Annotated in this window: 22 protein-coding genes; 10 read left to right on the forward strand and 12 right to left on the reverse strand. The window is 67.3% G+C overall.

Translation table 11 applies throughout. The features are described 5' to 3' along the window. The 3 genes from ACR2JI_RS15335 to ACR2JI_RS15345 all read left to right on the forward strand — a co-directional run. The coding region (locus ACR2JI_RS15335) for an FAD-dependent oxidoreductase (protein WP_526391465.1) at positions 1-1,110 on the forward strand (1,110 nt) is incomplete at its 5' end. Continuing rightward, the gene (locus ACR2JI_RS15340) at positions 1,111-2,121 is read left to right on the forward strand and encodes a DUF5914 domain-containing protein (RefSeq protein WP_526391467.1); all 1,011 of its coding nucleotides are present in this window, start codon (positions 1,111-1,113) and stop codon (positions 2,119-2,121) included. It abuts the gene before it with no gap. A gap of 1 nt (position 2,122) precedes the next feature. Continuing rightward, positions 2,123-3,196, forward strand: a complete 1,074-nt coding sequence (locus ACR2JI_RS15345) for an NAD(P)H-dependent amine dehydrogenase family protein (RefSeq protein ID WP_526391516.1) — start codon at positions 2,123-2,125, stop codon at positions 3,194-3,196. A gap of 1 nt (position 3,197) precedes the next feature. Here ACR2JI_RS15345 and ACR2JI_RS15350 read toward each other — a convergent pair whose 3' ends face one another. Beyond that, positions 3,198-3,422: a DUF1049 domain-containing protein gene (locus ACR2JI_RS15350; RefSeq protein WP_526391469.1), complete on the reverse strand. Its 225-nt coding sequence runs from the start codon at positions 3,420-3,422 to the stop codon at positions 3,198-3,200. 35 nt (positions 3,423-3,457) lie between these two features. On the opposite strand from ACR2JI_RS15350, the gene ACR2JI_RS15355 reads away from it, so the two are divergent. Together ACR2JI_RS15355 and ACR2JI_RS15360 are read left to right on the forward strand one after the other, a co-directional pair. Continuing rightward, positions 3,458-4,150 carry an SHOCT domain-containing protein gene (locus ACR2JI_RS15355; RefSeq protein ID WP_526391471.1) on the forward strand — a complete coding sequence of 231 codons (693 nt, stop codon included), beginning with the start codon at positions 3,458-3,460 and terminating at the stop codon, positions 4,148-4,150. An 18-nt stretch (positions 4,151-4,168) separates the two neighbouring features. Beyond that, on the forward strand, positions 4,169-5,326 hold the full coding sequence (locus tag ACR2JI_RS15360) for a zinc-binding dehydrogenase (protein WP_526391473.1): 1,158 nt from the start codon (positions 4,169-4,171) through the stop codon (positions 5,324-5,326). On the opposite strand, the gene ACR2JI_RS15365 is transcribed toward ACR2JI_RS15360, so the two are convergent. Genes ACR2JI_RS15365 through ACR2JI_RS15375 form a run of 3 tightly spaced genes read right to left on the reverse strand, consistent with a single transcriptional unit; the run spans position 5,323 to position 7,930 of the window. Continuing rightward, positions 5,323-5,958, reverse strand: a complete 636-nt coding sequence (locus ACR2JI_RS15365; protein WP_526391475.1) for an MBL fold metallo-hydrolase — start codon at positions 5,956-5,958, stop codon at positions 5,323-5,325. The two genes, ACR2JI_RS15360 and ACR2JI_RS15365, sit on opposite strands and share 4 nt — an antisense overlap. Then, entirely contained in the window at positions 5,955-7,040 is a 1,086-nt protein-coding gene (locus tag ACR2JI_RS15370; protein WP_526391477.1) for an S-(hydroxymethyl)mycothiol dehydrogenase, read from the reverse strand. Before ACR2JI_RS15370 ends, ACR2JI_RS15365 begins: the two co-directional genes overlap by 4 nt. 11 nt (positions 7,041-7,051) lie before the next feature. Then, positions 7,052-7,930 carry an MBL fold metallo-hydrolase gene (locus ACR2JI_RS15375; protein ID WP_526391479.1) on the reverse strand — a complete coding sequence of 293 codons (879 nt, stop codon included), beginning with the start codon at positions 7,928-7,930 and terminating at the stop codon, positions 7,052-7,054. An 83-nt stretch (positions 7,931-8,013) separates the two neighbouring features. Between ACR2JI_RS15375 and ACR2JI_RS15380 the strand changes: the two genes are divergently transcribed. The 3 genes from ACR2JI_RS15380 to ACR2JI_RS15390 all read left to right on the forward strand — a co-directional run bounded on the left by ACR2JI_RS15380 (position 8,014) and on the right by ACR2JI_RS15390 (position 10,104). Beyond that, on the forward strand, positions 8,014-8,646 hold the full coding sequence (locus ACR2JI_RS15380; RefSeq protein ID WP_526391481.1) for a TetR/AcrR family transcriptional regulator: 633 nt from the start codon (positions 8,014-8,016) through the stop codon (positions 8,644-8,646). 9 nt (positions 8,647-8,655) lie between these two features. Further along, positions 8,656-9,483 carry a serine hydrolase domain-containing protein gene (locus tag ACR2JI_RS15385; protein WP_526391483.1) on the forward strand — a complete coding sequence of 276 codons (828 nt, stop codon included), beginning with the start codon at positions 8,656-8,658 and terminating at the stop codon, positions 9,481-9,483. A 108-nt stretch (positions 9,484-9,591) separates the two neighbouring features. Next, on the forward strand, positions 9,592-10,104 hold the full coding sequence (locus ACR2JI_RS15390) for a DUF3145 family protein (RefSeq protein WP_526391485.1): 513 nt from the start codon (positions 9,592-9,594) through the stop codon (positions 10,102-10,104). Between the two features lie 3 nt (positions 10,105-10,107). Here the strand turns inward: ACR2JI_RS15390 and ACR2JI_RS15395 are convergent, their stop codons facing one another. Genes ACR2JI_RS15395 through ACR2JI_RS15405 form a run of 3 tightly spaced genes read right to left on the reverse strand, consistent with a single transcriptional unit; the run spans position 10,108 to position 13,140 of the window. Next, positions 10,108-10,611, reverse strand: a complete 504-nt coding sequence (locus ACR2JI_RS15395) for an SET domain-containing protein (protein ID WP_526391486.1) — start codon at positions 10,609-10,611, stop codon at positions 10,108-10,110. 46 nt (positions 10,612-10,657) lie between these two features. Next, positions 10,658-11,566: a diacylglycerol kinase gene (locus tag ACR2JI_RS15400; RefSeq protein ID WP_526391488.1), complete on the reverse strand. Its 909-nt coding sequence runs from the start codon at positions 11,564-11,566 to the stop codon at positions 10,658-10,660. Further along, complete coding sequence (locus ACR2JI_RS15405) at positions 11,563-13,140, reverse strand: FAD-binding oxidoreductase (RefSeq protein ID WP_526391518.1); 1,578 nt, start codon at positions 13,138-13,140, stop codon at positions 11,563-11,565. The genes ACR2JI_RS15400 and ACR2JI_RS15405 overlap by 4 nt, the downstream gene beginning before the upstream one ends. 50 nt (positions 13,141-13,190) lie before the next feature. Between ACR2JI_RS15405 and ACR2JI_RS15410 the strand changes: the two genes are divergently transcribed. After that, positions 13,191-13,772: a TetR/AcrR family transcriptional regulator gene (locus ACR2JI_RS15410; RefSeq protein ID WP_526391490.1), complete on the forward strand. Its 582-nt coding sequence runs from the start codon at positions 13,191-13,193 to the stop codon at positions 13,770-13,772. Next, positions 13,769-15,322: a glycerol-3-phosphate dehydrogenase/oxidase gene (locus tag ACR2JI_RS15415; protein ID WP_526391492.1), complete on the forward strand. Its 1,554-nt coding sequence runs from the start codon at positions 13,769-13,771 to the stop codon at positions 15,320-15,322. The genes ACR2JI_RS15410 and ACR2JI_RS15415 overlap by 4 nt, the downstream gene beginning before the upstream one ends. Here the strand turns inward: ACR2JI_RS15415 and ACR2JI_RS15420 are convergent. The 5 genes from ACR2JI_RS15420 to ACR2JI_RS15440 form a co-directional block, all read right to left on the reverse strand. Next, the gene (locus ACR2JI_RS15420) at positions 15,319-16,737 is read right to left on the reverse strand and encodes an acyl-CoA carboxylase subunit beta (protein ID WP_526391494.1); all 1,419 of its coding nucleotides are present in this window, start codon (positions 16,735-16,737) and stop codon (positions 15,319-15,321) included. The two genes, ACR2JI_RS15415 and ACR2JI_RS15420, sit on opposite strands and share 4 nt — an antisense overlap. 65 nt (positions 16,738-16,802) lie before the next feature. After that, positions 16,803-18,056 carry a 3-oxoacyl-ACP synthase KasB gene (gene kasB / locus ACR2JI_RS15425; RefSeq protein WP_526391496.1) on the reverse strand — a complete coding sequence of 418 codons (1,254 nt, stop codon included), beginning with the start codon at positions 18,054-18,056 and terminating at the stop codon, positions 16,803-16,805. Positions 18,057-18,082: 26 nt separating this feature from the next. Beyond that, positions 18,083-19,333 (reverse strand): 3-oxoacyl-ACP synthase KasA, encoded by a 1,251-nt coding sequence (kasA, locus tag ACR2JI_RS15430; protein WP_526391498.1) that lies wholly within the window; start codon positions 19,331-19,333, stop codon positions 18,083-18,085. Then, complete coding sequence (gene acpM / locus ACR2JI_RS15435) at positions 19,330-19,626, reverse strand: meromycolate extension acyl carrier protein AcpM (protein ID WP_526391500.1); 297 nt, start codon at positions 19,624-19,626, stop codon at positions 19,330-19,332. The genes kasA and acpM overlap by 4 nt, the downstream gene beginning before the upstream one ends. An 87-nt stretch (positions 19,627-19,713) precedes the next feature. Beyond that, positions 19,714-20,616 (reverse strand): ACP S-malonyltransferase, encoded by a 903-nt coding sequence (locus ACR2JI_RS15440; RefSeq protein ID WP_526391502.1) that lies wholly within the window; start codon positions 20,614-20,616, stop codon positions 19,714-19,716. Between the last annotated feature and the right edge of the window lie 31 nt (positions 20,617-20,647).

Consider the following 20,647-nt stretch of genomic DNA (forward strand, 5'->3'; position numbering starts at 1 on the left):
CTGCGCAGCCCCACGTTCCGGTTTCGCGATCTGGTGCGGATCAAGGCGAAAGCCGCCGCTCCGCTTGCCGCGGTCTCGGTGCCGGGCATCTACGATCAGCTCGACCATCAGGACGCGGAGAGCTTCCTGAAGGACATCAACTTCCCAATCGCCGCCCGCCACCTGGCTTTCGAGGTGTTCGCGCGCAGTTTCTTCGCCAGGCCGGAACGTCTCTCGGCGGCGGAGTTGGCGGCGATGTTCCACATCTACTTCCTCGGGTCCAGCGAGGGGCTGGTCTTCGATGTCGCGAAGTCCAACTTCGACACCGCGCTGTGGAACCCGTTGGGCGAGTACCTCACCGGCCAGGGAGTGAAGTTCCACACCGGGGTCTCGGCGGAGTCGATCACCGGCGGCGGTTCGCGCAGATTTCAGGTCCGCACCGCGGATGCGGTCATCGATGCCGACGGTGTGGTGCTGGCCACCGACGTCGGCGGACTGCAGAAGATCGTGGCGTCCTCACCGGGTCTGGGTGACGATGGGTGGCGACAGCGGGTGGCCGCGATGAAGGTCGCACCGCCGTTCGTCGTGCAGCGGCTGTGGCTGGATGCGCCCGTGAACCCTGACCGCCCAGCCTTCCTCGGAACCGGCGGTCTGGAGCCGGTCGACAACATCAGCGTGGTGAGCCGCTACGAGAGCCAGGCCGCCGAGTGGGCGCGGGAGCACGGCGGCTCGGTGGTTGAAGTGCACTCCTACTCGGTGATGGACCCGCCACCGTTCGAGGGTCTGCGGGAGAAGATGCTGTCGCGGCTGCACCACATCTACCCGGAGACCGCCCGGGCCGGCGTGGTGTCCGAGCAGATTCTGTTCAGACAGGACTGTCCACTGTTCTCTCCGGGGTCCTTTGCGAGCCGTCCGACGGTGGACACGCCGGTTCCCGGCCTGATGCTCGCCGGTGACGGGATTCGTATCGACCTTCCGGTGGCACTGATGGAACGGGCGGCCACCACGGGTTTCTCGGCGGCCAATGGGCTGCTGGCCGGCTGGGGTGTCAGTGGGCACACCCTGCACACGGTGCCGGTCCGGGGACGCTCACCGATCCTGCGGGGCCTGGCAGAGAGAGGGGCGGGCTGAATGGATCTGTGGTCCAGGATCGCCGACCGGGTGCCGAAAGACAATCCGCTGCAGATCATTCCGAAGATCGACTGGGCTACCCTGCCGCCGACCTACGCGGACGCCCAGCCCGCTCTGATCGATGCCGCACTGCGGCGAGCGCTGGCCAGACCCAGCGGCAACTGGTACGTCATCGCGGCCAGCACCGACATTCGCGCGGACCGACCGTACGGCACCAGTGTCGCCGGGTCCGAGGTGGTGGCCTGGCGTGATGATCAGGGTGCTGTGCACGTCGGCCCGGGGTCCTGTCCGCACCTGGGGGCCGACCTTTCCACGGGAAGGGTCCAGTGCGGCGGGCTGATCTGCCCGTGGCACGGGCTGCGACTGGAGGGCCGTCGCGAGTTCGGCTGGAAACCGCTGCCCGCGCATGACGATGGCGTGCTGGTGTGGGTCCGGCTGGACAAAGCCGGCGGGGAAGCGCCGCTGGATGCTCCCGTCCTACCGGTGCGCCCGATCGGGCCGCGGCTGGCAGCCGTCACCCGGCTCGAGGGGGCGTGCGAACCCAGTGACGTGATCGCCAACCGGCTCGATCCGTGGCACGGCGCCTGGTTTCATCCGCACTCGTTCGCTCAACTGAAGGTGCTCAGCGCACCGCCGGTGGACGCCGCCGAAGACGCGGACGTCTTCCAGGTCGCCGTGACCTTCCACCTCGGACGCGTGGGAGTGCCGGTGATCGCCGAGTTCGCCGCTCCGGAACCGCGCACCATCATCATGCACATCGTCGAAGGTGAAGGCGCCGGCAGCGTGGTCGAAACCCACGCCACCCCGATCGGACCGGGACCCGACGGTCGTCCCCGAACCGCGGTGATCGAGGCGCTCATCGCATCATCCGGCCGGGCCGGCTTCCGCATGTCGATGAGAGCGGCGCCGGTGCTTCAACCCCTGATGCGCCTTGTCGCCGCCCGGCTGTGGCGCGACGACCTCATCTACGCTGAACGACGGTACAAGCTGCGGGAGAATGGAACTCACTGATATGACCAAACGTGTCGTGGTCTGGGGGACCGGTTTCGTCGGGAAGATGATCATCCCCGAGGTATTGGGACACCCCGAGTTCGAACTCGTCGGCGTCGGCGTGAGCAATCCCGACAAGGTGGGCCGCGACGTCGGTGAGATCTGTGGCATGCCGGGGCCGGTGGGTGTGGTCGCCACTGATGACGTCAATGCGCTCATCGCGCTGAAACCGGATGCGCTGGTCCACTACGGCCCCACCGCCGCGAAGGCCGAGGCCAATATCGACGTGATCGGGCGGTTCCTGCGGGCCGGCATCGACGTGTGCTCTACGGCGATGACGCCGTGGGTGTGGCCGAAGATGCACCTGAATCCACCGAACTGGATTGAGCCGATCGCCGAGGCCTGCGCGGCCGGCGGCGCCTCGTGCTTCACCACCGGCATCGATCCGGGTTTCGCCAACGACCTGTTCCCGATGACGCTGATGGGCCTGTGTTCGGAGGTGCGCCGGGTGCGCGCCTCGGAACTGTTGGACTACACCAACTACGAGGGTGACTACGAGTTCGAGATGGGGATCGGGCGGGAGCCGGAATTCGCGCCGCTGCTCCAGAACTCCGACATCCTGGTGTTCGCCTGGGGTGCCACCGTTCCGATGATCGCTCACGCGGCCGGGATCGAACTCGACAGCATCACCACCACGTGGGACAAGTGGGTGACCCCGACCGAGCGCACGACCGTCAAGGGTGTCATCGAGGCGGGGAAGGTGGCCGCGGTGCGGTTCACCATCAACGGCGTCTACAGGGGAGAGACCCGGATCCAGCTCGAGCATGTGAACCGGATCGGGCGCGACGCCGCCCCGGACTGGCCATCCGGTGACCAGGACGACGTCTATCGCGTCGACATAGAGGGAACACCGAGCATCTTCCAGGAAACCGCATTCCGGTTCACCGATGGATCCGGCCGCGACGCCGCCACCGCCGGGTGTCTGGCCACCGGGTTGCGTGCCCTCAACGCCGTTCCGGCGGTCAACGACCTGCCGCCGGGATGGGTTACCGCCCTTGACCTTCCGCTGATTCCGGGCCGCGGCACCATTCGCTGAATTACTTGGCGCGTCGCCGATTCAGCAGGGCGCCTACCACGATCCCGAGCAGCAGCATCAGCGACAGCAGCAACCACATCGGGGATTCCACGGTCATCCAGAGCAGGTGGATCCGCTGACTGTCTCGATTCTGGCCGATGAAGGCGGCGGCCAGAACGAACAGTGTGATCGGGATCCAGTTGTGCAGAGCAAACCGCACTGCGGGATTCAATTCGCGAGCAGACATGTCGCGACCGTAGCCCCACATGCCACACTGCGCTGATGAACACCCAACGTGTCGCCCGGGTGATCTCGATCCTGGTCGGGATGGTGGCTGTGCTGTCGGTGGGCGGGTTGATCACCACTGCGGTGCTCAGCTTCGTCGCCGACAAGTACAGCGAGTACGGCGAACTGCCGATCCCCGGCTCGGGGGCGATCGAATTGCCCGCCGGTGAGGTCGCCGTCAGCTTTCATGTCAGGGGCTATGGCGGGCGCGGGTTGTCGGTACCGCCGCTGACGTTGGGTATCGACCCACCGGCCGGTGTCGCCGATCCGCAGGTGACCGAGGATCTCGGCGCCACCGTCAGCGTCAACGACGATGCCCACCGCCTGGTGTGGGTGATGCAGGTGCCGGCCACGGGCAGCTACCAGATCACCACCGGCGGGCCGATCGGCGGCTATGTGGACCCGCGGCTGGCGTTCGGCCGCGGCAGTTCCTCGGATTATCTGATTTGGGTGTTCGTGGGGCTGTCTGTCATCAGCACCGACCTGGCCGTCGCGGTCTGGTGGTTCCGGCGACGACAGCGTCGAGTTACGCCTTCCGGGCCGTCTGACCCGATTGCCGAGCCCTATGTTCCCACCGATGAGGGTGTGCGTCTGGAACAGCTGAAGACCATTGCGGCACTGAGGGATTCAGGTGCGCTGACCGGAGCCGAGTTCGAGGCCGAGAAGCGTCGGATCCTGGAAGGCCGATAGCGGTCTAGACTCATTGCGGTGAAGGCTGTCAGCTGCGAACACGGAGTGCTATCGGTCCTCGACCTGCCCGATCCTCGCCCGGGGGAAGGGCAGCTGGTCCTCGAGGTACGGGCCTGCGGTATCTGCGGGTCCGATCTGCACGCCAAAGATCACGCCGACGAGCTGACCGACGTGATGGCCGAGATCGGCTACCGCGACTTCATGCGCGGCGACACCCCGACGGTGATGGGGCACGAATTCGCCGGCGTCATCGCCGAACGCGGACCGAAGACGCCGAAGGCGCTCACAGAGGGTATGACCGTGGTGTCCTTCCCGCTGGTGCGATCCCATGGCGGGGTGCAACTGACCGGGCTGTCTCCGCTTGCGCCCGGCGGCTATGCCGAATTGGTCCTGGCCGAGGCCTCGATCACGTTCGGTGTGCCCAACGGTCTGGCGGTCGATGTTGCCGCGCTGACCGAACCCATGTCGGTGGCACTGCATGCGGTGCGGCGAAGCGAGATCAAGCGGGGCGACACCGCGATCGTCGTCGGGTGTGGTCCGGTGGGGTTGATGCTGATCTGCCAACTCAAGGCGCGGGGCGTGGACACCGTCGTCGCCAGTGACCTCTCCGCCGGGCGTCGCGCCCTGGCCGTCCGCTGTGGCGCGGACATCGTGGTGGACCCGACGGTCGACTCGCCCTACGAGAAGGCTGTCTCGAAGGGAATGCTGACCAACACCCCCGACCTGTACGAGCTCGCGCTCGGCTCGATGAGCAAATTGCGCCGGCTTCCCGGCTGGTCCCACGTCTACCGGGCGGTGGACGCCGTCGGCGCCGCGCGCCCGAAGCGGCCGGTGATCTTCGAATGCGTCGGCGTGCCGGGAATGATCGACGGCGTCCTGGCCGCCGCGCCGCTGAACTCGCGAGTGATCGTCGTCGGCGTCTGCATGGGCACCGATGAGATCAGGCCGACCATGGCGCTGGGCAAGGAGATCGACGTCCGGTTCGTGTTCGGCTACACCCCGCTGGAGTTCTACGACACCCTGCACATGCTGGCCGACGGCAAGCTCGACGGCTCGGCTCTGGTGACCGGCAAGGTCGGTCTCGGCGGGGTCGCTTCGGCATTCGAGGCACTCGGCGATCCGGAGAAGCACGCGAAGATCCTGATCGACCCGCGCAGTTGCGCCGAGTCGGTTTAACTACCCCGTTTGACCCAGTCGTCGTAGTTCACCAGTTCCCCGCCGATGGTGGTCGAGTCACCGTGTCCGGTGTAGACGACGGTGTCGGCCGGAAGGTTGCCGAGTTTGTTCTTGATCGAGTCCAGGATCGTCGGGAAATCCGAGAAGGACCGCCCGGTGGCGCCCGGTCCGCCGCAGAACAGGGTGTCGCCGGAGAACAGCGCGCCCAGTGCCGGGGCGTAGAGGCAGGTCGATCCGGGGGAGTGACCGGGCGTGGCGATGGCATGCAGTTCGATGCCGTCGGCCCTGAGGATCTGGCCGTCCTCGAGTGCGCGGAATGGCAACGCAGCGTGGGTCATCTCCCACAGCATGGTGTCGGCAGGATTGAGCAGCACGGGTGCGTCCAGAAGTGCCGACAGTTCCGGAGCGACGGTGATGTGGTCGTTATGGCCATGGGTGCACACCACCGCGACGACGTGTCGGCCCGCGACGGCTTTCTCGATGGCCGTCGCGTCGTGTGCGGCGTCGATGACGATGACCTCCGAGTCGTCGCCGACGACCCAGATGTTGTTGTCGACTTCCCAGTTGCCGCCGTCGAGAGAGAAGGTGCCGTGGGTGACCACCCGCTCGATACCGGACTGACCGGCGCTCACAACACCACCACCGATCGCAGCACTTCGCCGGCGTGCATCTTGTGGAACGCCTCCTCGACGCCGTCGAGTCCGATGCGTTCGGAGACGAACCGCTCCAGTGGCAGCCGTCCCTGTCGGTGGAGGCTGATCAAGGTGGGGAAGTCGCGCTCGGGTAGGCAGTCGCCGTACCAGGACGACTTCAGCGACCCGCCGCGGGAGAAGAAGTCGACCAGGGGCATCTCCAGCGTCATATCGGGCGTCGGGACACCGACCAGAACAACGGTTCCGGCCAGATCGCGGGCGTAGAACGCCTGCTTCCAGGTCTCCGGCCGGCCCACCGCATCGATCACCACATCGGCGCCGTTGCCATCGGTGAGGTCCTGAATGGTCTCGACGACGTCGCGATCGCGGGCGTTGACTGTGTGGGTGGCGCCGAAATCGCGGGCCCACTTCAGCTTGGTGTCATCGGTGTCCACGGCGATGATGGTGCGCGCCCCGACCAGTTTCGCGCCGGCGATGGCGGCATCCCCCACTCCGCCGCAGCCGATCACCGCCACGGTGTCATCACGCGCCACCGCGCCGGTGTTGATCGCTGCGCCGAGTCCGGCCATCACACCGCAACCGAGCAGGCCGGCCACGGCGGGATCCGCCTCGGGGTCGACCTTGGTGCACTGTCCTTCGTGCACAAGGGTTTTGTCGGCGAATGCACCGATGCCCAGCGCAGGGGTCAGCTCGGTGCCGTCGGTCAGCGTCATCTTCTGGGTCGCGTTGAAGGTGTTGAAGCAGTACCACGGCCGGCCACGCTTGCAGGCCCGGCACCCTCCGCACACCGCACGCCAGTTGAGGACGACGAAGTCGCCCGGCGCCACGTGGGTGACGCCGGCGCCGACGGTCTCGACGATGCCGGCGGCTTCGTGGCCGAGCAGGAACGGGTAGGAGTCATTGATGCCGCCCTCGCGATAGGTGAGGTCGGTGTGGCATACGCCGCAGGCCTGGATCGCGACCACGACCTCGCCCGGGCCCGGATCGGGGATCACGATGTCGACCAGCTCGACGGGGGCCCCCTGTGTTCGCGAGATCACGCCACGCACTGTCTGACTCATGGCATCAGACCTTAGCGTGCGGGGCTGGGTCGATTCGCTGCTGCGGTTAGATGTTCCGGTACGTCGGGGTCATGAGACGACAGGATCACCCCGGCGTGCTGGAGTCGGGTTTGTAGAGCCCGGACCTGAGCCATATCGCTGTGGATTCCCGCTGTGGGTGCGGCCGGATTCATACCGGCTGCTGTGAACGACGTGTCGCCGCTGAACCAGATATCGGCCTGGTCGGTCTGAAGCCTGACGCTGATCGAACCGGGGGTGTGGCCGGGGGTGTGGATTGCGGTGAGGATCCCGTCCTCGGTCAGGGTGACCGTCGTTCCGAGGTCGCCCGCTGAACCCTCGTCATCGACATAGCGGAAACGGGTATCGGCATCGCGCCAGCGCCAGTGCAGTGCGCCGATGCGAGGCGCCGCCGTGTCCTCCGCCCGGGTGGTCCAGACATCTACCCCGGCGAAGTGCGGCACCGTGCCGGTGTGGTCGATGTGCTGATGGGTCAAGACCAGGGCGCGCGCACCCGTGGCCGACAGACCGATCTGACGGAGGCGATCCGGCACCGTTGCCCCGTCGGCGACGTCGAGTTTGATGAACGACCTGATCATTGAATCTCGGCGCGGAGCGCCCCGCCAGGATTGGGGGTCGTTATAGGTCGTCGATGCCCCTGCGTCGACGACGAAGAGTCCCTCCGGATGCTCGATGGCGTAGCTCCAGATCGGCATCGGGTCCGCGAAGCGGCGATCGGCCAGGATGGCCAAGAGTCTCAGCAGGTTGGGTGCGCGCTCGGGCAGGCAGCAACTGGCGTGACACCGCTTGACTGTCACGGTGCCCGCGTGCAGGGCGTGAACCGTGACGGGCCGACTGTTGGCGGTGAAGATCGCGTGTGCGTGGTGGCGCATGACGTGAGCCGTGGCCTCTCCGTAGATGAACAGTGTTTACCTCAACCTTGACAACCAAATTAAGCGTTGTCAATCTTGGTCCTATGGCGCGTGGCGTGGGTCAGCACCACGGCGATCTCCGCCGGGCACTGATATCGGCGGCGCTCGATCTGATCGCAGAATCCGATGCCGATGAGCTGACACTGCGGGCGGTGGCCAGACGCGCCGGCGTGTCATCGGCGGCGCCTTACCACCACTTCGTCGACAAGAACGCTTTGCTCGCCGCCGTTGCCCGCGACGGCTTCGAATCACTCGGCGAGGTCCAACTCGAGGTGCTGGCCAGTCCGGGATCCCCACGGGAGCAGCTGGAGAGGCTGGTAGGCGGGTACGTGTTGTTTGCGCTGCGCCATCCGACTCATTACCGGCTGATGTTCCGGACACCGCCGTCCGCGGTCGAGGGTGCTGAGGCGGCGGCGCTGCGCGAGGTGGCACTAGGTACGTTCGGTCGGCTGGTCGACGCTGTCAACGCTGTCAACGGGGGACTCTCGACGCAGGAGGCGGCCCGGCGGGCACTGCTCGGGTGGGCCACCGCGCACGGCGCGATCGAGGTCAGTCAGTGGGCGTTGGGCCTGAGTCCGGGCTTGGACCCGCAATCGTTCGCGGCGGATGTGGGTCGCGCGGTCGGACGATTGGCCGGTGAAGATGAGGACAGTGAAGATGATGGCAGTGAGAATTAGGCTCCTCGGATGCCCGTTGCTCTGGACGTGATCGCCGGCTGGCCGGTGGCCAACGCCTCGGCCGCCGTGGTGGGGCCCGCCGGTGTGCTCGGGCACCGCGGCGACACCACCCGGGCCTATCGGTTGGCGTCGGTCACCAAGCCCCTGGTGGCCCGCGCCGCTGCGGTCGCCATCGAGGAGGGTGTGGTCGACCTCGACACCGCAGCCGGCCCGCCGGGATCGACGGTGCGCCACCTGCTGGCACACGCCGCCGGTTACTCGATGCAGTCCGCCGAGGTGCTCGGCCCGCCCGGGGCGCGGCGGATCTACTCCAATTACGGCTTCACTGTGCTCGCCGAGACCATCGAGCGGGAGTCCGGCATCGAGTTCGGCCAGTACCTGAGCGAGGCGGTGTTCGAGCCGCTGGGGATGGGTTCCTCGCACCTGGACGGGGGCGCGGCGGCCGCCGGCTACGGCGCGGTCTCCACGGTGGCCGACCTGGCCGCCTTCGCACTGGATCTGCTGCGGCCGGCGACGGTGTCCGCGCCCATGCACGCCGAGGCCACCAGCGTGCAGTTTCCCGGTCTGGACGGGGTTTTGCCGGGTTTCGGCATGCAGCGGCCCAATGATTGGGGGCTGGGTTTCGAGATCCGGGCCGCGAAGTCCCCGCACTGGACCGGGGCGGTCAATTCGCCGGCCACGTTCGGGCATTTCGGCCAATCCGGGACGTTCATCTGGGTCGATCCGGCCCGCGAACTGGCACTGGTGGTGCTTACCGACCGTGACTTCGGGGACTGGGCGAAACCGCTCTGGCCAGCGTTGTCTGGCGAAGTTCTAAGAGAGTTCGACCCGGACTAGCGCAACACCGGCAACAAGAGGCACAATAGACACGTTCGACACAGCTGCATCTCCGGAAACACCAGGTCGTTGGGGAAGACGTCCCTAGTGGAGCCGAAGGAGCAACTGATGCGTGCGTCGAACCAGTTCGCCGACGCGACTACGGGAGTGGTCTATCTCCACTCCTCACCCGCGGCGGTGTGCCCACATGTCGAGTGGGCGTTGTCGTCGACCCTGAATGCAGGGGCGAATCTGAAGTGGACCGCGCAGCCGGCCATGCCCGGTCAGCTGCGCGCGGTCACCAATTGGGTGGGTCCGGTTGGAACCGGCGCCCGGTTGGCCAACGCCCTGCGGTCGTGGTCGGTGCTGCGCTTCGAGGTCACCGAGGATCCCAGTCCCGGCGTGGACGGTCAGCGGTTCTGCCACACCCCGCAGCTGGGTCTGTGGAGCGGGGCCATGAGCGCCAACGGCGACGTCATGGTCGGCGAGATGCGACTGCGGTCGCTGATGTCGGCGGGTGCGGACACGCTGGCGTCTGAACTCGACACTGTGCTCGGCACCGCCTGGGACGAAGCCCTCGAGGCCTACCGGGACGGCGGAGACAGCGGTGAGGTCAGCTGGCTGAGCCGGGGCGTCGGTTAAGGATCAGCTCGACGGCAGTGCGGCGATCCGGCGGGCCAGATACGGCGAGAACCAGCCGGCGTACTTCTCCTGCAGGGCCGGGTCGCGCCAATCCGACCCGGTGACGATCTCGCGACAGGTCGGTTCTGCGCACAGGCAGCGGAACTCGTCGTAGTCACTGGCGTCGCACATCGCATAGTCGAAGGACAGTTCCTCGCCCGGCTCGATATCGCGCATGGCGACCACCAGCAGCTGGCCGAGCAGGCCACAGTTGGGTTCACAGGAGTGATTGAGCATGTCTCCGGCATCCGGTGTCTCGCCGGAGACCAGGTACAGATCGGTGTCGACCTGAATGGATCGGCTCTGCCGGTCGTCGCTGAAGGTCTGCAGTTCGGCCAGATGGACGACGCAGCCGCCGAACGCGGCGACGGTCTCGCCGGCTTCAATGCGCTCCACCACGTATGAGCCCCAGCCCTTCTCGCCGGCCGGCCGTGCCTGTGCCTTAGGGCTGAGCCAGTTGTAGTCCATCGAATCCCCTTGCCAGTACCCCGGGTCAGAATTACCGGCGATGAGCTTACGGCCTGACGAAGATGTGCACCGCACCCGACACCGCGGAGATCTCCGCGGGTAACCGACCTGCGAAGTCGCCGTCGGCGTAGGCGTTGATACCGGGGGAGTCGACGGTCACCGTGCGCGCACGTGCGGTGCTGACGTCGTCGAGTTCGATGTGGGTGCCTTTGAAGACGGTGGGGAACAGCCGGATCAGTTTCAGCCGGGAACCGGTGGCGACCATGGTGATGTCGAGTAATCCGTCACAGTGGTCGGCACCCGGACAGATCATCATGCCGCCGCCGTAACTGCGGGTGATACCGAACGCGGCCAGGGTCAGATCGGCGACGATCTCGCGTTCGCCGTCGAGCACCAGACGGAACGGCAGCGGCCGCAGCCGGGACAGTTCGGCCACGATCGCCAGGTTGTAGCGCATCCGGCCGTGCGGCCACCGCATCCGGTTGACCCGATCGCTGACCAGTGAGTCGAACCCGGTCGCCGCGATGGTGCCGAACCAGGTGCTGCTGCCGTCCGTGCTGCGGATGTGCCCGAGGTCCACGGTGGCGGTGTGGCCGGCGGCGATCACGTCGACGGCTGCGGCCGGATCGCCGACCGGAATGCCGTATTCGCGGGCGTGGTCGTTACCCGTGCCGGAGGGGATGATCCCGAGCGGGATGTCGGTCCGTGCCAGGGACTGCAGGGCGAGCCGGATCACCCCGTCGCCACCGACCACCACGAGTGCGTCGGTGCCGCGGGCCACCGCCTCGCCCACCAGTTCGCGGGCGTGGGCGGCGTCGCGGCCGACGATCTCGATGACGTCGACACCCAACTGCTGGAATCGCGCCACCGCGCGTTCGGCCGCATGTGGGGCGTTGCCGTGACCGGCCATCGGATTCGTCAACACCGTGACGCGTCCGACCTCGCGGACCGTCACGGAATCAGCTTGCCCGGGTTCAGGATTCCCGCCGGGTCGAGGGTTGCCTTGATCGCGCGAAGAACCTGCGCGCCGAGATCACCGATCTCCGCGGTCATCCAGGGCCGGTGATCGGCGCCGACGGCATGGTGATGGGTGATGGTGCCGCCGCCCGCGAGAATCGCGTCACAGGCGGCCACCTTCGCGGCCCGCCACTGCTCGGCGGCGTCACCGCGTTGTCCGGCGACGACGGTGAAGTACAGCGAGGCGCCGGTGGGATACACATGCGAAATGTGACACATCACCAGCGCGGGCGTTCCGCTTTCGGTCAGCGCCGCGCTCAGTGCTTCGGTGACCGCCGATTTCAGCGCCGGGATGTTCGACCACGTGGTCGCGGTCTCCAGGGTCTCGCACAACGCACCGGAATCCATCAGTGCGTCCCGCAGGTACGGGGCGTCGTACCGGCCGTGCTCCCAGGCCCGGGCGGGTTGCTCACCCAGCGAGGTCCCGCCGTTGGCGGCGATGATGGCACTGGTCTCGGCGTGCCGGCTCTCGGTGTGGGCCGGGCTGCCCTCGAACACGGTGATTGCCAGGCAACCGCCGGTGATGCTCTGCTCGCCGATGCTGCCGGTGGTGGCGAGGTTGATCCCGGTCTCCACCTCGTCGGACAACCTCAGCACCGTGGCGCCCGAACCGGTCTGCGTGACGGCACGCAATGCCGTTGCGCCGGTGGCGAAGTCGGGGAACGACCATGCCTCGTAGCGCACACTCTCCGGGACCGGATGCACCCGTACGCGGACCCTGGTGATGACGCCGAAGACGCCCTCCGAACCGATGAACAGTTCGCGAAGATCCGGGCCGGCGGCAGAGGCGGGGGCTCGGCCCAGGTCGAGTACGCCGGTGGGGGTCAGGACCCGCAGCCCGCGGACCATATCGTTGAACCGGCCGTAGCCCGCCGAGTTCTGGCCCGATGACCGGGTGGCGGCGAATCCGCCGATGGTGGCGTACCGGAAGCTCTGCGGAAAGTGACCCAGGGAGAATCCCCGCTCGCCGAGCAGCCGCTCGGCTTCCGGGCCGGTCAGGCCGGCGCCGAGTTCGGCCTCCCCGGAGATCTCATCGAGCCGGTGCAGCGCGTCGAACCGGCGCAGGTCCAGGGTGATGACCGCATCGAAGCCCTCGCGGATCGGGTCGACACCGCCCACAACGCTGGAGCCGCCACCGAACGGCACCACGGCGATGCGGTGCTGGGAGCAGTAATCAAGCAGGGCCGCCACTTCGTCCTCCGAACCGGGCAGCACCACGGCATCGGGAGCATCCTGGCGAATCGCTCTGCGGCGCAGGAGGTCCGGCGTCGACTTGCCGCCGGCATGCAGCAGCCTGTCGATATCGCCGTCCCGCAGGTAGTGGTCGCCGACGATGGCGGCCAGACCGGCGCGGTGTTCGGCGGGAAGGTCCGAGGGAGCCACTTCGACATCGCCGATACCCGGGGCGGGTTTCTCGGTGCCGGCCACCCCGAGTGCCTGCTCGAGCAGGGTGCGGATGGCGGGCGAGAGTGGTTTGGCGAGTGCGGGATCACCCCAGGCGTTCCAGGCCATCGGCGGCAACAGGTCGGCATCGGCATCGGACATGGTTTACAGTATTACAGGTGGTGTCAATCTGTAACGATGAGGCCGTTGGAACCGGGGACCGAATCCTTGCCGCGGCCGCCAGTTGCGTGCGCGACTTCGGGGTCGAACGGGTGACGCTGACCGAGATCGCCCGGCGGGCCGGGGTGAGCCGGCCGACGGTCTACCGGCGCTGGCCGGACACCCGGACCATCCTGGTGGCCCTGCTGACCGACCGTGTCGTCGGGGCCTGGCGGGAAAGTCCGTCGCGCGGCACCGGCCGCACAGCACTGGTCACCCGGATCGTCGAGGTGGCCGACCTGCTGCGCCGGGATGACCTGATAGCAGCCGTGCTTCGCTCCGCGCCCGACCTGGCAATGGTCTACATCGCCGACCGTTTGGGCACCAGCCAACAGGTTCTGATCGACATGGTCGCCGAGGAAATCCGGAAAGCCCAGGCGGACGGTAGCGTTCGCAGCGGCGACCCCCGCAAGCTGGCCGCCATGGTGCTGCTGTTCACCCAGTCGGTGGTCCAGTCCGGCCAGATCGTCGACCCCATCCTCGACGCCGAGATGCGCGCCGGGGAACTGTCCCGAGCCCTGAACGGATACCTGCAGCCATGAGCACAGCCTCCGACACCGCCCTGTGTGCCGCCCGGCGCAGCGCTGACCTGGCCGCCCTCGGTGACGGACGGGTGGTCGACGTTGTCGTCATCGGTGCCGGCATCACCGGCGCGGGTATCGCCCTGGACGCGGCCAGCCGTGGTCTCTCGGTGGTGCTGGTCGACAAACACGATCTCGCGTTCGGCACCAGCCGGTGGAGTTCGAAGCTGGTCCACGGTGGCCTGCGGTATCTGGCCAGCGGCAATGTGGGTATCGCGCGACGCAGTTCGGTGGAACGCGGCATCCTGATGACCCGCACCGCACCGCATCTGACCACCGCGATGCCGCAACTGGTTCCACTGCTGCCGTCGATGAGCCGGGGGCAGCGGGCACTGGTGCGGGTCGGATTCCAGGCCGGCGACATCCTGCGGGCACTGGCCGGCACCAAGTCCTCGGTGCTGCCGCGACCGCGGCGGATCAGTGCCGCAGAAGCGATCGCCATGGCGCCGACGGTGCGCCGCGACGGACTCGACGGCGCCCTGCTGGCCTATGACGGCCAGTTGATCGACGATGCCCGGCTCGTCATCGGTGTGGCGCGCACCGCCGCCGGATACGGGGCTCGGATCCTCACCCGGGTGAGCGCATCGGAGGCCACCGGAACATCGGTGCGGCTCACCGACCAGCTGACCGGGGAGTCGATGCAGGTGCGGGCGCGCGCGGTGATCAACGCGACCGGGGTGTGGGCCGCCGAGGTGGATCCGTCGATCAAGCTGCGCCCCAGTCGCGGTACCCATCTGGTGTTCGATGCCGCGGTGTTCGGCAATCCCACTGCGGCGCTGACCATTCCGATTCCGGGCGAGACCAACCGATTCGTGTTCGCCATGCCCGAACAGTTGGACCGGGTTTATCTGGGACTGACCGATGAGGAGGCCCCCGGCCCCATTCCGGATGAACCCGAACCCACACCGGGTGAGGTCGGCTTCCTGCTCGACACCGTCAATACCGCATTGCAGACGGCGTTGACGACCGCTGATGTCACCGGGGCCTACGCGGGGTTGCGGCCCCTCATCGACGGGGCAGGAGCGGAGCGACCCGGGGCCAAGCCGGGCCGCACGTCCGACCTCTCCCGTGATCACGCGGTATTGGAGTCCGACTCCGGGTTGCTCAGCATCGTCGGCGGCAAGCTCACCGAGTACCGGCTGATGGCCGAGGACGTTCTGAACCGGGCGGTGGCCGCCCGCGGCCTTGGTGGCGGGCCCTGCCGCACCCGTAATCTGCCACTCGTCGGGGCAAGCGCTGATGCCGTTGCACCACAGCGGGTTTCGCTACCGCCTTCGCTGGTGGCGCGATATGGGTGGGAATCGGCGAACGTCATCGCCTGCGCCCGCTGTGACCGGCCGACCGACCCGGTGGCCGATGGTATCGATGTGACCCGCGCGGAGTTCGAGTTCGCCGTCACCAACGAGGGGGCGCTGGACGCCGGTGACATCCTGGACCGGCGAACCCGGATCGGACTGGTCGCCGCCGACCGGGAACGGGCGGTGGCCGCCGCCGAGGAGTTCCTCGCCTAGAGCGGAATGTTCTTGTGCCGGCCGCGCCGGTTCGGGGCCTCGGCCAACGCCTGGGTGAGCTTGCTGCGGGTGTGGGCCGGATCGATCTTCTCGTCGACCACGCCGATGTCGATGGCGCTGTCCACCCCGCCGGCGATGCGTTCGTGTTCGGCGGCCAACTCCTCGTGCAACGCCTCGCGCTCGTCGTCGGAGGCTGCGGCAAGGGTCTTCTTGTGCAGGATGCCGACCGCGGCCTTGGCACCCATCACCGCGACTTCGGCATCGGGCCAGGCGAACACCTTGGTGGCACCCAGTGAGCGGGAGTTCATCGCGATGTAGGCGCCGCCGTAGATCTTGCGGGTGACCAGCGTGACGCGGGGCACCGATGAGTCACCGAACGCATGCAGCAGTTTGGCCCCGCGGCGGACGACGCCACCCCACTCCTGGTCGACACCGGGCAGGTACCCCGGCACATCGACGATGACCACCAGCGGTATGCCGAACGCATTGCACAGCCGGACGAAACGTGCCGCCTTCTCGGCACTTTCGGAGTTCAGGCAGCCGCCCAGCCGCAGCGGGTTGTTGGCCAGGACGCCAACCGTGCGCCCGGACAGCCGGCCCAGGCCGATGACCATCGACGGAGCCCACCTGGACTGGAACTCCTCGAACGGTGCGTCGGAGTCGAGCAGTGCATTCACCAGGGGGTGCACGTCATAGGCGCGACGCGGCGAATCCGGCAGCAGCGCGTGCAGGTCGACATCGCCGGCTTCGGCCTTGCTGCGGTCGAAATGGCCCTGCTGACAGAAGTATTCGACCAACCGGCGGGCACGGGTGTAGGCGTCGAGTTCGTCATCGGCGACGATATGGCAGACACCGGACTTCTTGTGGTGGGTTTCCGGGCCGCCGAGGGACTCCATGTCGACGTCCTCGCCGGTGACACTGCGCACGATGTCGGGACCGGTGACGAAAATCCGGCCCTCGGGCGCCATGATCACCACGTCGGTCAGAGCCGGGCCGTAGGCGGCGCCGCCGGCAGCGAAGCCGACCACCACCGAGATCTGCGGGATATGGCCGGAGGCCCGGATCATCGCCTCGAAGACCAGGCCGACTGCGTGTAGCGCGCGCACACCCTCGGCGAGCCGGGCGCCGCCGGAATGCCAGATCCCGACGATCGGGCTGTGCTCCTCGATCGCCAGGTCGTAGGCGTTGACGATGTGCTGGCAGCCGTCGACACCCATGGCGCCGCCCATCACCGTTCCATCGGTGCAGAACGCGATCGTACGAACACCGTTGACGGTGCCGGCCGCGGCCAGAATGCCGGAGCGGTCGCGCTCATGGAGCAGCTCGACGCTTCCGTCGTCGAAGAAGGTGCGCAGACGCAGCAGGGGGTCGCGCGGATCGATCTTCTCGCCAACGGCATCGGGGGCCATCGTCATGGTGGACCTTTCTGGTCAGCCGTTGTCTGAATTGGCAACGAGTCTGAATTGGCAACGAGTCTGTGTCAGTAACGGCCGAAGGCGAGGGCCACGTTGTGTCCGCCGAATCCGAATGAGTTGTTGACCGCGTACTGGTAGCTGCCGGATCGGGGTTCGCCGGCCACGACGTCGAGGTCGATCGCAGGGTCGAGATTGCTCAGATTCAGCGTCGGCGGGATGATTCCGTCCCGCAGTGCCAGCACGGTGAGAATCGACTCCACCGCGCCGACCGCGCCGACCGAATGTCCCAGTGCCGCCTTCGGCGCGTAGACCGCGGGCCGATGGGCGCCCATCGCGTTATTGATGGCCTTACCCTCCGCGACATCGCCGACACTGGTGCCGGTGGCGTGGGCGTTGATGTGGTCGATATCGGCCGGTTGCAGGCCGGCGAGTTGGACGGCGCGGCTGATCGCATGACCGGCCCGCTCACCGTTGGGGTCCGGAGCGACCATGTGATGGCCGTCCGAGGTCACCGAGGCCCCCATGATGCGAGCCAGAATGGTGGCGCCCCGGGCCTTGGCGTGTTCCTCGGTCTCGATCACCAGCAGCGCCCCACCCTCGCCGAACACGAAGCCGTTGCGGTCGCGATCGAATGGACGGCAGGCCCCGGTCGGGTTGTCGTTGGAGTTGGACAGCACGATCCGCATCTGTGCGAAGGCGGCGATCGGCACCGCTTCGATTTTCGTCTCCACACCGCCGCAGATGGCGATGTCGGCCTCGCCGTAGACGATGTTGCGCCAGGCGTTGGCGATCGCCTCGGAGCCCGAGGCACAGGCCGAGATCGACGTGCTGACACCGGCTTTCGCGCCCCGCTCAAGACCGACCACTGCGGCGGCGCCATTGGGCATGAACATCTGAACCACCAGTGGCGACACCGCGCGAAGCCCCCGGGAGCGCATGGCGTCATAGGCGAAGACCAACTCCTCGGCCGAACCCAGGCCGGTGCCGATGGACACCATCAGGCGGCGGGTGTCCACCTCCGGTGAACCGGCGTTTTCCCACGCCCGGCGACCGACGACGGTCGCCATCCGCTGCAGATAGGACATTCGGCGCAGCTCAACCTTATTGAGCTCGGATTCGAAGTCCTCGAGCAGATGGCCGCCGATCCGCACCGGCAGGCCGTACTCCTCGATGTACGGGTCTTCGAGGGTGCGGATCCCGCTCTGTCGGTCGAGCAGTTTCTTCCAGGTGTCTTCGGCGTCAACTGCCAGTGCCGTCGTCATCGCCACGCCGGTGACGACGACGTCAGGAAGGCCGTTACCGGTAGTCAGCGGTGCCATCGTGCCGGATGTGTCCTCTCTGGCGCTCAGTACCGTCCGAAGGCGAGTGCGACGTTGTGTCCGCCGAACCCGAAGGAGTTGTTGATCGCGTACCTGTAGTCGCCGTAGCGGGGTTCGCCCGCGACCACGTCGAGGTTGATCTCCGGATCGGGCGTCTCGTAGTTCAGCGTGGGCGGGATGACTCCGTCACGCAGTGCGAGCACGGTCAGGATCGACTCCAGTGCTCCCACGGCGCCGATCGAGTGCCCCAGCGCCGACTTCGGCGCGTACACCGCGGCGTGATCCACGCCGGCGACCCGGATGGCATTCGCTTCCGCGACGTCGCCGATGGAGGTCGAGGTGGCGTGGGCGTTGACGTGATCGATGTCAGCGGGCGACAGGCCCGCCGTCTCCATCGACCGCTTCATCGCGCCGCCGGCCCGCAGGCCGTCCGATGCCGGAGCCACCATGTGGAAGGCGTCGGAGGTGACACCCGCCCCCAGCAGCCTGGCCAGCGGCGTGGCGCCGCGGGCCTTGGCATGTTCCTCGGTCTCGATGATCATCATCGCGCCGGCCTCACCGAAGACGAAGCCGTCCCGGTCGGAGTCGAACGGCCGCGAGGCGGCGGTCGGATCCTCATTGCGGGTCGACATCGCGCGCATCATCGAGAACGCCGCGATCGGCAGCGCCTCGATCATGCCCTCGACACCACCGCAGACCACGACGTCGGCGTCACCCATGACGATGTGCCGCCACGCGTGGGCGATGGCCTCCGAGCCCGACGAGCAGGCCGACACCGGGGTGATGACCCCGGCACGCGCCCCCAGTTCCAGACCCAGAACCGCGGCCGCGCCGTTGGGCATGATCATCTGAACGGCCAGCGGTGAGACCTTGCGGATACCGCCCTCGTTCATCAGGTCATAGGTCTCGACGATCTTCTCGCCGCCACCGAGACCGGTGCCGATGACGACCGCGAAGCGGTCCGGGTCGACCTGGGGGCTGCCGGCCGACTCCCACATCTTCATGCCGAGGTACTTCGACAGCCGCTGGACATACGACATACGTCGCAGGTCCAGCCGGCCCATGTGGTCGTCGACCGGATCGATCAGATGCCCGCCGATCCTTACCGGCAGGTCCCACTTGGTGACGAAGTCATCCTCGAGGACCCGGATACCGCTTTCGCCGGCCAACAGCGCCTTCCACGTGCTGTCGATGTCAGCACCGAGTGCCGTGGTCGCCTCAACGGCGGTCACCACGACATTCGGGAAGCCGCCGTTAGCAGTGGAAGGCCTGCTCACTTGTCGCCGAACTTGTCGCGCAGGGCGGCGGCGGCCTCGGGGTTCTCTTCTTCCAGCTTCTGGATGTAGGCGACGACGTCACCGACGGTGCGCAGTCCGGCCAGATCCTCGTCGGGGATCTTCACGCCGTACTTGTCCTCGGTCTGCACCGCGATCTCCACCATCGACAGCGAGTCGATGTCGAGGTCGTCGACGAAGGACTTCTCGGGGGTCACCTCGGAGGGCTCGATCCCGGTCACCTCTTCGATGATCTCGGCGAGACCGGCGATGATTTCATCCTGACTGGCGGCCACTGTGTGGCTCCCTTCGTAATCGGTTGTGCTACTTCGTGAAACAGGGGGGTGGTGCTTTTTTCTTGGGTGTCTGGTCGGCGCCGGCGGTCAGAGCCCGGCAAGTCCGTCCAGGTCTGCGGGGGTTTTGACGGCATGCGTCGGAACGCCCCGAAGTTCTCGTTTGGCGATACCGGCCAGCGTTCCCGCGGGCGGGAACTCGACGATCGCGTCTGCGTTGAGCTTGCGTGTGGTCTCGGTGCACAGGTCCCAGCGCACCGGCCGGGTCAGCTGTGCGACGAGTTTGTCCATCGCGTCGGCTGCCGACGTCACCGGTTGACCGTCGAAATTGGACAGCAGGGTGGTGTTGGGATCCGACGCCGTGACACCGGCGGCCGCTGTGGCGTATCCGTCCAGAGCCGAGGCCATGTAGTGGGTGTGGAACGCCCCGGCGGTGGCCAATGCGCGCACCCGGGCCTTGGCCGGCGGATCCTCGGCCAGCTTTTCCAGTGCCGCCACCGCGCCGGCGGCCACGATCTGGCCGACCGCGTTGCGGTTGGCCGGAATCAGTTCGAGCTCCTCGAGCCGGGCCAGCACCTCAGCCTCATCGCCACCGAGGATCGCCGACATTCCGGTGGATTCGGCGGCACAGGCCTTGGCCATCTCGGCGCCGCGGACCGCGGCCAGCTTCACCGCGTCATCGGCGGAGATGACGCCCGCGATCGCGTAGGCGGCGATTTCGCCGACCGAATGCCCGGCCACCACCGTCGTGGCCGGCAGACCGCGCTTGGCCAGTTCGGCGTAGGCGAGCAGGGTGGTCGCGACGACGAGCGGCTGGGTGACCGCCGTATCGGTGATCTCCTCGGCGGTGGCGGTGGTGCCGAGCGTGGCCAGGTCCAGACCACTGATCTGCGACCACAGCGCGATCTGGTCGGCGGCGCCGGGCAGCTCAAGCCATTCGGCGAGCATGCCCGGAGTCTGCGACCCCTGTCCGGGCGCAAGCAGCGCAATCACATCTCTAAGAGAACACTGTGAACGCTCATTT

The organism is Mycobacterium sp. (assembly GCF_051006775.1).
Lineage (GTDB): Bacteria > Actinomycetota > Actinomycetes > Mycobacteriales > Mycobacteriaceae > Mycobacterium.

What these genes read in the sequence shown, in the direction of transcription:
- ACR2JI_RS15420 (WP_526391494.1), bottom strand. Translation starts at nt 16,737, where the DNA reads ATGACGATGGCCCCCGATGCCGTTGGCGAGAAGATCGATCCGCGCGAC.
- ACR2JI_RS15390 (WP_526391485.1), top strand. Translation starts at nt 9,592, where the DNA reads ATGCGTGCGTCGAACCAGTTCGCCGACGCGACTACGGGAGTGGTCTAT.
- ACR2JI_RS15355 (WP_526391471.1), top strand. Translation starts at nt 3,458, where the DNA reads ATGAACACCCAACGTGTCGCCCGGGTGATCTCGATCCTGGTCGGGATG.
- kasB (WP_526391496.1), bottom strand. Translation starts at nt 18,056, where the DNA reads ATGGCACCGCTGACTACCGGTAACGGCCTTCCTGACGTCGTCGTCACC.
- ACR2JI_RS15345 (WP_526391516.1), top strand. Translation starts at nt 2,123, where the DNA reads ATGACCAAACGTGTCGTGGTCTGGGGGACCGGTTTCGTCGGGAAGATG.
- ACR2JI_RS15340 (WP_526391467.1), top strand. Translation starts at nt 1,111, where the DNA reads ATGGATCTGTGGTCCAGGATCGCCGACCGGGTGCCGAAAGACAATCCG.
- ACR2JI_RS15350 (WP_526391469.1), bottom strand. Translation starts at nt 3,422, where the DNA reads ATGTCTGCTCGCGAATTGAATCCCGCAGTGCGGTTTGCTCTGCACAAC.
- ACR2JI_RS15375 (WP_526391479.1), bottom strand. Translation starts at nt 7,930, where the DNA reads ATGCGCCACCACGCACACGCGATCTTCACCGCCAACAGTCGGCCCGTC.
- ACR2JI_RS15395 (WP_526391486.1), bottom strand. Translation starts at nt 10,611, where the DNA reads ATGGACTACAACTGGCTCAGCCCTAAGGCACAGGCACGGCCGGCCGGC.
- ACR2JI_RS15370 (WP_526391477.1), bottom strand. Translation starts at nt 7,040, where the DNA reads ATGAGTCAGACAGTGCGTGGCGTGATCTCGCGAACACAGGGGGCCCCC.
- ACR2JI_RS15415 (WP_526391492.1), top strand. Translation starts at nt 13,769, where the DNA reads ATGAGCACAGCCTCCGACACCGCCCTGTGTGCCGCCCGGCGCAGCGCT.
- ACR2JI_RS15385 (WP_526391483.1), top strand. Translation starts at nt 8,656, where the DNA reads ATGCCCGTTGCTCTGGACGTGATCGCCGGCTGGCCGGTGGCCAACGCC.
- ACR2JI_RS15380 (WP_526391481.1), top strand. Translation starts at nt 8,014, where the DNA reads ATGGCGCGTGGCGTGGGTCAGCACCACGGCGATCTCCGCCGGGCACTG.
- ACR2JI_RS15405 (WP_526391518.1), bottom strand. Translation starts at nt 13,140, where the DNA reads ATGGCCTGGAACGCCTGGGGTGATCCCGCACTCGCCAAACCACTCTCG.